The sequence below is a fragment of the Polaromonas sp. UBA4122 genome, assembly GCA_002381615.1.
Lineage (GTDB): Bacteria > Pseudomonadota > Gammaproteobacteria > Burkholderiales > Burkholderiaceae_C > Polaromonas.
Genome location: DFWY01000171.1, coordinates 5363 through 15526 on the forward strand (window position 1 = coordinate 5363; position 10164 = coordinate 15526).

General features: G+C 56.3%; 9 protein-coding genes and 1 tRNA gene. All 10 read right to left on the reverse strand.

What is annotated here, in order from left to right:
- Window positions 1-1307: PAS domain-containing protein (locus B3F77_RS20555; protein WP_293606758.1), on the reverse strand; the 1307-nt coding region annotated here is incomplete at its 3' end.
- A gap of 370 nt (window positions 1308-1677) precedes the next feature.
- The gene (locus B3F77_RS20560; RefSeq protein ID WP_293606759.1) at window positions 1678-2751 is read right to left on the reverse strand and encodes a metallophosphoesterase; all 1074 of its coding nucleotides are present in this window, start codon (window positions 2749-2751) and stop codon (window positions 1678-1680) included.
- A 280-nt stretch (window positions 2752-3031) separates the two neighbouring features.
- Window positions 3032-3181, reverse strand: coding sequence for a hypothetical protein (locus tag B3F77_RS20565; RefSeq protein ID WP_293606760.1), 150 nt, complete (start codon window positions 3179-3181; stop codon window positions 3032-3034).
- Window positions 3182-3403: 222 nt separating this feature from the next.
- On the reverse strand, window positions 3404-4603 hold the full coding sequence (locus B3F77_RS20570) for an acyltransferase family protein (protein WP_293606761.1): 1200 nt from the start codon (window positions 4601-4603) through the stop codon (window positions 3404-3406).
- Window positions 4604-4938: 335 nt separating this feature from the next.
- Window positions 4939-5015 (reverse strand) — tRNA-Pro (locus B3F77_RS20575).
- Between the two features lie 31 nt (window positions 5016-5046).
- Window positions 5047-5526 carry a MerR family transcriptional regulator gene (locus B3F77_RS20580; protein WP_293606762.1) on the reverse strand — a complete coding sequence of 160 codons (480 nt, stop codon included), beginning with the start codon at window positions 5524-5526 and terminating at the stop codon, window positions 5047-5049.
- A 177-nt stretch (window positions 5527-5703) separates the two neighbouring features.
- Entirely contained in the window at window positions 5704-6030 is a 327-nt protein-coding gene (locus B3F77_RS20585) for an integration host factor subunit alpha (protein ID WP_293606763.1), read from the reverse strand.
- A gap of 39 nt (window positions 6031-6069) precedes the next feature.
- Complete coding sequence (gene pheT / locus B3F77_RS20590; protein ID WP_293606764.1) at window positions 6070-8520, reverse strand: phenylalanine--tRNA ligase subunit beta; 2451 nt, start codon at window positions 8518-8520, stop codon at window positions 6070-6072.
- 20 nt (window positions 8521-8540) lie between these two features.
- A complete protein-coding gene (pheS, locus tag B3F77_RS20595; RefSeq protein ID WP_293606765.1) occupies window positions 8541-9605 on the reverse strand; it encodes a phenylalanine--tRNA ligase subunit alpha in 1065 nt (354 codons plus the stop codon).
- Between the two features lie 192 nt (window positions 9606-9797).
- A partial coding sequence (gene rplT / locus B3F77_RS20600; protein ID WP_293606766.1) for a 50S ribosomal protein L20 occupies window positions 9798-10164 on the reverse strand: 367 nt, incomplete at its 5' end.

A 10164-nucleotide genomic window follows, 5' to 3' on the forward strand; every position in this document is an offset into this window, starting at 1 on the left:
TGCAGCAGCAGCTCGACTTCGTCGTCCATGTGGGTCAGGGCTTCGTTGCAGCGACTGAGCATTTGCAGTGCTCGGTTGGTGCGCACCAGCTCCAGGTCCGCGAGTTTGCGCTGGGTGATGTCCGTGTTGATCACGAGTATCGATTGTGGCTGGTTATTCTCGTCTCGCACCAGGGTCCGTTGGCTTTCAACTATCAAAGTGCTGCCGTCCTTGCGCCGCTGCGCAACCTCGCCGCGCCATTCGCCGTGATCCAGGACCCGGTTGGCGACATCTCTGAAGGCAACCGGGTCGTCCCAGATCAGTTCATCTGGTGAAATTCTCATGGCTTCTTCTGGAGTCCAGCCGTAAAGACGCTCCGAGCCTTTGTTCCAGAACAGAATCTGATGATCGATCCCATGGACTGCAATCGCGTCCGTTGCCTTGTCAAGCAACGATGCCTGCTCGCGGTAACGCGCCGCATGCGCGAGGGCCTCTTCACGCAGCCGCTGCTCCTCAGTCACGTCCTCGGCGACTATGAGCAGGCGGCGGTCTTCTTCCGCAAGGCGGATTCCCGCGATGGCAACGCGCAGCCGTTTTTCGCCGAGAACTACGTCAATGCCGTGTAGGGTTGTGCCGTCGGCAAGGACGCCTTGCACCTGCTCGCGCAGCCAGGGTTGCGGCAGGAGGGCTTCGAGTTCATGCCCGACAACGTCATCTTCGTTCTTCAATCCGAAAATCCCGCGAAAGGTGTGGTTGACACTGAGCACGCGCAGGGCGTCGTCCGCCACGATCAGCCCTGCCGGAAGGTTCGCAATGATGTCCTCGGCGTAGCGTTTCAGGCCAAGAATGGCGTTTCGGTCAGTGATGTCGGTCAGCGAACCGGCCACCCGCAGCGCTGTTCCGTCGGATGTGCGTATCGTCTTTCCACGGGCACTGAACCATCGATACGCACCGTTGCGACAGCGCAGCCGATACGTCACGTCGTAAGGCGTTTGGCCTGAGCGATCATCGATATGGGCGAAGAAAGCAGCCAGCGTCGGTGCTGAGTCCTCTGGGTGAAGCCGTGACGACCAACTGCCGAGCACGTTTGGAAAGTCCTCCTCGCCGTGAAAACCGAGTAAGCGCCGAAACTGATCGGACCACCAGAACGGATTGTTTGCGTCCGTCTGATTGGACTGATTGGTCTCCATGTCCCACAATCCGTCGCTCGTTGCCTGGCGTATCAAATCGAACCGCGTTGTGAGCCGCTCGTTCTCCTCGCAGATTGCTGCCAATTCTTCTTCTGCCTGTGCTCTTCCCTGAAGGGCGAGAGACAGTTCCTGTTGCATCTTCGCTGCGTGCGATTCCGTACGTTTTTTGAGTAATCTAAAAACCACGATAGTTCTTCGTTCGTTATGGAATCAGGTCAAGCCATTCTGTAGTCAAGATGTTACCGCCGATCGCACATTGACCATCTTCGGCTAATTGTGCCGATTCAAAGGTGACCATCCAGGCAGCTCGTAGAACACTGGTCAAACTTTTATCGGCACGGCTGGTCAATAGTGCGCCGGCGCCAACACATTTGAACGTCTGCAATGGGGGAAGTCAGTTGAACGACCGGTTTTGGCCGTTTCGGCAGATCGAGTTACCGTGGTCGAATGACTCCTCCCGCTGCTTTTCGGTCGGATTGCAGCCCGGCCTAGCTGGGACCAAAAGGAATCAGGCAGTCACCAAAGCGGTATGCCGTGTCATCTCATAGTGTCCATCATCGAATTGCACGATCCGCTCAGGCCACCGCAGTGCCGCCAGTTTGAAGTCTTGCCCCAGAGCTGTGCCGGCCTTGCGTTCCGTCCAGCGGCCACCGACCGAAAAGTCCACGCAGAACACATTGCGATGCTTGCCGTGCCACGCGAGCGGCGAGGTGTTGTCAAACAGGTCCGGATGACCTTTACCCACCGTGCTGCGGTCAATCTTGTTCAGGCGCCGCCAGTAGTGGCCAACCACCACGGGAATCGAGTCTTCGTACTCGTCCCACCACTGCACCCTTTCAACGAACCGCCATTTGCCGCTTGCATAAAACGGCACCGTCCCCTTGCGCTCCACCCCTGAGGTCAATACCTTGAGCGGATTCTTCATCTGCTTGCTTGACTCAAACTCCGCATGGGCATGCAGAAACGGCGGCTCTCGGTGCATGTTCTCCAAGCCATGCTCCCATCGTTCAAGCTCTGCGGCCATGAGTTGTTCCAGCTCGGTCTCGGCCGCTTCCTGCCTGGCCGCCAGTTCCCACTTGTCATAGTGCTGGCGAACGCTGCCCAGGGTCAATGCCCTGACCACCTCGATCTGCTCGTCCAGCCAGGCCGCATGGATGACCCGCAGATCCGCCCGCTCCAGGCCGATAGGCAGCATGGACAAAAAGCTCAGGATGCGTGAGCGTGCCGCTGGGTCAGGTCGTTGGTAGGGCGCGTACTTTTCATGGTCATGGCTCATGCGCTCATCAAAGAACCAGCCTGAGCCATCCTTGACGTCTTCACGCAGCAAGTTGATTTCGTGATTGCCCAGGACCGCCACGGCTCGTCCGGATTCAACCAGCTCCTGCGCCAAGGCAAGCACAGCCGGACTGTCCGGCCCCCGGTCGCAGAAGTCACCCACAAAGACCAGGGTGCGGCCCTCAGGATGGTTTCCTTGTTGGTCATAGCCCAGATGGCCCATCAGACTGCACAGAGCGTCATATTCGCCATGGATGTCGCCCACGATGTCCAGCGGCCCGGCGGGAAGGGGTTGAATCAGGCTCATGATTTCCTCGTTGTTGGCTTTCAGCGCGCACTATCAACGTCATTGTGATGATAGAACTGCTCGAATTTTTTCCGTGATAGTGAAGATGATCTGCCTTGATAGTGATGGGCATCTACCATACGCTTATGTGCAGCCACTACCAAGCCATGAAGGACAGGGAGCGCTACCCGACGCCACTTTGGTGTCGAGCCGCCTGACGACCTGGGCAAGTTCGATGTCTGGCCCATGTACGCGGCCAGTTTCATCCGGCGGCCTCGTGAGGCGGATGCGGGTGACGAGGCTATGCCCGAGCGTGAACCCCAATGAGTTCAAAGCTGCGCTGTGCGCTGGTAAGAATCTGCGCGAGCACTGCGGCTGGAACAGCGTCACCGTTTTCGGTGCCGGTTTCAATATGCAGGCTGAACGCAGTTTTCCCGTCAGGGTTGGTCATGAATGGGTTGATCAGTAAGACTGAAAAGTAAAAAGTGAAGCACGAAGCCAGAAATTATAGGGATGCTGGAGCGCTGTCGGCCTTCATTGGACAGTGTGAACGCTTTCAAGTCAAATAAATGTGAGAGTTATGCCGATGGAGCCTGCAATTCAAAGCCAGTGCTTCGCAAGTGTCAGCCAGTGCGCTGGAGCGCAGATATGGCCTCGGCTCGCTTGCGCAAAGTTATCCACGCCATCCAAAGACAGTTTGAGTTATTGAGGTGCGACGTGACTTTACCCAGTTCGCCGCTTTTGGTGCGATGCGCATGGCCGGTAATTCAATTTGACGAAACGTTAAAAACGAAATCGATATGAGAACGGGAGTACACAGTGCAATCACCGCCCAATGCTCGATCGGACTGAGCTTTGCCGCCTCGGGAAATCCGAATAAAAAACGGAACACTAAGAACAGCACAATCCCATGTAAGAGGTAAATGCTGTAGGCCATTTCTCCAAGCACGCGGGACGTATGGTTAGTCAACAGTCCAAACAGCGTGTTTCCGCCAGCTACAAGGGTAAAAGCAATGGACAGAAGTAGCAGAGGCATCGAGCCATAGGCTGTGGGATAAATCATTACAACGGCTGCAACGCAGCCTACCACCAGCATAGTGGATATCTTTGCTGAGGCGATAACGCGAACTTTCTCGTAGCGTACAAGGACTGAAGCTGCCATGCCACCGACGAAGGCCTTCATAAACAACAAATCAAGATCCAACAACCACTTGAAAGCAAGCAATGCGGTGATTCCTATGACAAGGGATCCGATGAGCGTTCGAGAGCTCACCATTAGCGCGAAAAGCGGGAGCATCAAGTAAAACCCCCATTCATAGGGAAGTGTCCATGTGACACCAGCCACGATGATCCAAGTCTGGGCTACGCCATTTAAATCTGGATTGCCTTTTGCTGTAAACGCGAGCCAGCGAGCTACACCAAGAGCAAGTGACTCCACAGGCTCACGCAATTGCGCATCCGACAAAACTGCCACGATCGAAAACATCGTGCCCATGGCAAATAAGTAGAGGGGTGTAAGCCGGAAGAGACGAGAAATATACAGCTTGGTCCAGTCAACGGGCCGATCCTTCGAGTCAATTAATTTCGAGAAGAACAGAAATCCGGTAATCATGAAAAACAAAGCAACCCCGCTTTGACCCAAGTGCGTGTATAGATTGGAGGGCGGCACCGCCCAGTGTCCAGTTCGAAGAAAGAAGAACCAGATGGACGCATGATGTAAAAACACCGCAAACCCGAGGTATCCGCGCAAACCGTCAATGGTTGAGACTCGCCCGACAGGAAGAATCACGGCGAAACGCTTAGCGAGGAAATGGGTCGTTGCTAAGGCCAGAAGAAAGGCCAAAATAACCGGAATTGGGCTGACGGGGTTCATGCTAAAGGTAAAAACTGACTCAATCACGCACTTGACATGCGGTGGAACTGCTTAATTCTCAGGATTAAAGGCTTGATTAGACCACCAGCACCTTGACCGGCTTCGCGCTGTTGGCGACCACCTCGACCTGCTGCTCAGGGAAATTCACTTCAAAAAACCTGATATTGGCACCACCTCGACCACCAATCACTGCTCGACCGACTCACGCTGATGCCAATATCCTGATGACCAGCAATTACAGCGGTGTGGCTAAAGGTGTGGCTAAATTTGCACGGCACACCCAGAAACGACAAAGGGGTTAGCAGGCACTTATACCGGCTAACCCCCGTCAATTATGGTCGGTGTGAAAGGATTCGAACCTTCGACCCCTTGCACCCCATGCAAGTGCGCTACCAGGCTGCGCCACACACCGACAAGTTTTATATTATAACGCGGCGCGCTTCTCAATAAGAGGGGCTGAGCAGATCGCGGATTTCGAACAGCTCACGGCGCAGCAGTTGAAGCCGTTGTTGCGCAACATTTCCGACGAGCATGTGAGCACCCTCGGTCTCGCTGTCATCGAAGTCCACGGACTCCTCAAAATCATCCAGCACCGAATCGCCGGCTTCCGGCACGTCCATACCCTCCAGCATGACCTCGCCGTTGCGCCGCTTGTCACGTTCGGTCTGAACGATCTCCTGCAATTTATTGCGCGCACCGCTGATCGTGAAGCCTTGGTCATACAGCAGATCGCGAATCCTGCGAATCATCAACACCTCGTGGTGCTGGTAATAACGGCGGTTGCCGCGCCTTTTCATCGGGCGCAACTGTGTAAACTCTTGCTCCCAATAACGGAGCACGTGAGGTTTGACACCGCATAATTCACTGACCTCACCAATGGTGAAGTAACGTTTTGCGGGAATGGGAGGAAGAGTTTTCTCCAATTAAATCAATGCACTTTGAAGGAAACTTCCAAATCTACTCTAAGTCGAAAGTTTGCGCAAAGGGTTATAACAATTTTTTGAAATGTGTTGTTATGTAACAAATTTGACATTAAGTTACATATAGCGCTTAGCCAGAAGAAAATTGCGAACGGTCTTCGAAAAGCCGTTTTCTTGGTACTAGCCAGCAGAATCGTCGCCTTGTATCTGGTCTTTGAGCTTATGGCTGGCGTGAAAAGTCACCACCCGGCGGGCCTGGATGGGAATGGCTTCACCAGTTCGCGGGTTGCGGCCAGGACGCGGTGCCTTGGTGCGGATCTGGAAATTGCCAAAGCCGGAAATTTTCACATCATTGCCACCTACCAGTCTGTCTGAAATCAGGTCAAAAAATGCGTCAATCATATCTTTCGACTCGCGTTTGTTGAGCCCGATCTGCTCAAACAACAACTCGGCCAGATGCGCCTTGGTGAGTGCCGGGGTTTCCAGGCTTTCAACAGAAAATTCCATAGGGGCAGTCCTCCTGGCAGCTATTTTTTTTGTAGAGGCTCAGGCACGCTGGCGTGCCTGCAATTGACTCTGCAGATTTGCAAGCACCGCTTGGACAGCGGCCTCAATGTTTTCGTCAGTCAGTGTAACGGCGTCGCTCGAAAGCACCAAGCGCACAGCGAGGCTTTTCTCGCCCAATTGCATGTCGGCATGAGCCTGCTGCGGCCGGTAGATATCGAACAGCGTCGCGCCCTTGAGCTGGCCCTGCGTGTCGGCGCCGTGAATCGCGGCCATGAGTGCAGCATGCGTCACGCTCTCCGGAACGATCATCGCAATGTCGCGCTCAACGGGTTGGAGCTTGCTGACCGGTTTGAAGACCGGCACCTGGCGTTGCAGCACAGCGTCGAGCTCCAGTTCAAACAGGAGTGGCGCCTGGGCCAGGTCGTAGCCTTGCCGCCATTGCGGGTGGAGTTCACCGACGAAGCCTATCTGCTTGCCCGCCACCGACACACTGGCAGATCGGCCAGGGTGCATGGCGGGGTGCTCTGCTGGCGCAAAGACGGCATGCTGAGGGGCCAGCAAAGCTTCGACGTCGCCCTTGATATCAAAGAAGTCAATCACTTTGTCGGGCTGGCTCCAGTTGAGCGACGCACGCGGACCATACGCCAGGCCGGCCACACGCATGGGCTGGTTGAAACCCGCCACCGTGGTGTCGGTGCTGCGGCTTTGCGCATCGCGCAGAAATACCCGGCCCAGTTCAAACACGTTCACGCGGGGGGCCTTGCGGTCCAGGTTGAACTTGAGCACCTGCAGCAGAGAACCCAGCAGCGAGGAACGCATCACGCTCATCTGGCTGGCAATGGGGTTCAGCAGCTTGATGGGCGCGGTGTTGCCGGCAAGCTCGGTCTCCCAGCGCTCTTCCACAAAGCTGAAATTGATGGTTTCCTGATAACCCAATGAGGCCAACGCGCGGCGCACGGCAAACGGGCTGAGCTCGGCCTCCAGACGGATTCTGGCTGTGATGGGCGCCAGCGGCGGCGTATCAGGCAACTGGTTGTAGCCCACCATGCGCACCACCTCTTCAATGAGGTCCTCTTCGATCTCCAGGTCAAATCGGTAGCTGGGCGGAGTCACCGTCAGCGTACCCTCGCCTTCAGTCACCTGCAAACCCAGGCGTTTGAGCGCGCCGAGGCACTGCGCCTGCGTGAGCGGCATGCCGATCACCTTGGCCGCACGCGCCACACGCAAGGTGACAGGAGCTGCCTTGGGCAGATTGATCTGCATATCGTCGATGGGGCCGCACACCGTGTCTGCGTTGCCGCAGATATCGATAATCAGCTGTGTGATGCGTTCGATGTGCTCCACGGTTTGGCCAGGGTCCACGCCGCGCTCAAAGCGGTGACCGGCATCGGTTGAGAAGTTGTAGCGGCGTGAACGGCCGGCGATGGCCTTGGGCCACCAGAAAGCGGCCTCAACATAAACGTTTTTGGTGTCGTCAGACACCGCCGTGGCGTCGCCACCCATGATGCCTGCCAGCGATTCGACTTGGCTCTCGTCAGCAATCACGCCGACCTTCTCGTCCACCGTCACAGTGTTGCCATTAAGAAGCTTGAGCGTCTCGCCGGGCTTGCCCCATCGAACGTCGAGCCCGCCGTGGATTTTGTCGAGGTCAAAGATATGCGAAGGACGACCCAACTCGAACATGACATAGTTGGAAATATCCACCAGTGCCGTCACGCTGCGTTGGCCGCAACGCGCCAGGCGGTCCACCATCCATGACGGGGTGGCGGCTTTGGTATTGACGTTGCGCACAACGCGGCCCGAGAAACGGCCACACAGGTCGGGAGCGCTGATCTTGACGGGCAGCCTGGTGGGGTCGCCTACAGCCGCAGCGGGAAATGCCAGCGTCTTCAAAGGCGCACCCGTCAGGGCAGCGACTTCACGGGCGACACCATAGACGCTGAGGCAATGCGCCAGATTGGGCGTGAGCTTGAGGGTAAACAGCGTGTCGTCCAGCTGCAGGTGCTCGCGTATGTCCTGGCCCAGCGGCGCATCAGCAGCCAGCTCAAGCAAACCGCCATGGTCATCGGAGAGCTTGAGCTCTCGCGCGGAGCACAGCATGCCCTGACTTTCGACGCCACGCAGCTTTCCGACCTTGATCAGGAAAGGCTTGCCATCTTCGCCGGGCGGCAGCTCTGCACCCACCAGGGCGCACGGCACCTTGATGCCCACGCGGGCATTGGGCGCACCGCAAACGATGTTGAGCAAAAGGTTGTTGCCCGCACCGTCGGTGCTCTCCTGCCCGACATCGACCTGGCACACGCGCAGGCGATCGGCGTTAGGGTGCTGAACAGCTTCCCTGATTTCGCCCACAACAATCTTTGTGAAAGACGGTGCCACAGGTTTGAGCTCTTCAACTTCAAGCCCGGCCATGGTCAATGTCTCGGCGAGTTGCTCGGTGCTTAGCGGCGGGTTGCAAAATTCGCGCAACCAGGATTCTGGAAATTGCATGGTGTTGCCTTGTTCTTTTTTTATGACTGGAACTGGGACAGAAAGCGGATATCGCCGTCGAAGAACAGGCGCAGGTCATTCACGCCATAGCGCAGCATGGTCAACCGGTCCGGCCCCATGCCGAAAGCAAAGCCTATGTATTTTTCGGGGTCGAGCCCCATGTTGCGCACCACGTTGGGATGCACTTGGCCCGAGCCGGCCACTTCGAGCCAGCGCCCAGCCAGCGGCCCGGTCTGGAACTGGATATCAATCTCGGCGCTGGGCTCTGTGAACGGAAAAAAGCTGGGGCGAAAGCGCAGCACCAGGTCATCGCTTTCAAAGAAGGTGCGGCAAAAATCGGTAAACACGAACTTCAAATCCTTGAAACTCACGTTCTCGCCAATCCACAGGCCTTCGCACTGGTGGAACATCGGCGAATGGGTGGCATCGCTGTCAACGCGGTAGGTGCGACCCGGCGCGATGACGCGAATCTCGGGCATCCTACCCCCTGCATCAATGACCACGCGATGCTTTTTGACATGCTGGACCGCATAACGGATCTGCATCGGGCTGGTGTGGGTACGCAATAAATTGGGCGCAGCTTCGGTTCCGCCTTCGACATAAAACGTGTCGTGCATGGAGCGCGCCGGATGGTCTTCAGGCGTATTGAGCGCCGTGAAATTGAACCAGTCGGTTTCAATCTCGGGGCCTTGCGCCACGTCAAAACCCATGGATCCGAAAATGGCTTCAATCCGCTCCAGCGTGAGGGACACGGGGTGCAGACCGCCCTGCGTGCGCTGGCGGCCGGGCAAACTGACGTCGAGTGCTTCAGCTTTGAGTTGTTTTTCAAGCTCGGCATTAGCCAACGCCTGGCGGCGCTCGTTCAGCGCAGCTTCGATGGCCTGTTTGGCAAAATTGATGGCTGCGCCACGGGATTTTTTTTCCGCCACGCTCAAGGTGGCCATACCCTTCATCAACTCGGTGATGCGCCCCGATTTCCCCAGAAACTGCGCTTTGGCATTTTCCAGATCGGCGGGCGTCGCGGCCCGCGTAAAACTGGCCTGGGCAGAACTCACCAGTTCGTTGAGGGCATCGAGTTCGTTCATAAATTCTCTTGTACGGTACGGGTGCGGGAGGGAAACAGCAGCAACGCTTTCGGCCACACGGCCATCACACAAGCGTCACGGAAAGGTCCATGAGAACGGTCCATGAAAAAAGGGCCAGAGCCTTTTCAAGCTCCAGCCCTTTACTTTCGCATGCAAGATGCTATTAATTTAATAGCAATCTTGTTCTGAAAATCAGACGGCCAGCTTGGCTTTCACCTGCTCAACGATGGCGCCGAAAGCAGCGCTGTCATGGATGGCCATATCGGAAAGAACCTTGCGGTCGATTTCAATACCGGCTTTTTTCAGGCCATTGGCAAACTGGCTGTAAGTCATGCCAAATGAACGGCTTGCAGCGTTGATACGGGCGATCCACAACTGGCGGAACACACGTTTTTTGGTCCGGCGGTCACGGTAGGCATATTGCCCGGCCTTCATCACCGCTTCTTTGGCGATGCGGAAAACATTACCGCGGCGACCGCGGAAGCCTTTTGCAAGGGCTAAAACTTTTTTGTGGCGGGGGCGGGGCGGTACACCACGTTTGAGGGGGGGGCTGGATGTG

Bases quoted from the DNA above. Each gene is read 5' to 3' on its own strand.
- B3F77_RS20560 (WP_293606759.1), bottom strand. From the start codon at position 2,751: ATGAGCCTGATTCAACCCCTTCCCGCCGGGCCGCTGGACATCGTGGGC.
- B3F77_RS20565 (WP_293606760.1), bottom strand. From the start codon at position 3,181: ATGACCAACCCTGACGGGAAAACTGCGTTCAGCCTGCATATTGAAACC.
- B3F77_RS20570 (WP_293606761.1), bottom strand. From the start codon at position 4,603: ATGAACCCCGTCAGCCCAATTCCGGTTATTTTGGCCTTTCTTCTGGCC.
- B3F77_RS20585 (WP_293606763.1), bottom strand. From the start codon at position 6,030: ATGGAATTTTCTGTTGAAAGCCTGGAAACCCCGGCACTCACCAAGGCG.
- pheT (WP_293606764.1), bottom strand. From the start codon at position 8,520: ATGCAATTTCCAGAATCCTGGTTGCGCGAATTTTGCAACCCGCCGCTA.
- pheS (WP_293606765.1), bottom strand. From the start codon at position 9,605: ATGAACGAACTCGATGCCCTCAACGAACTGGTGAGTTCTGCCCAGGCC.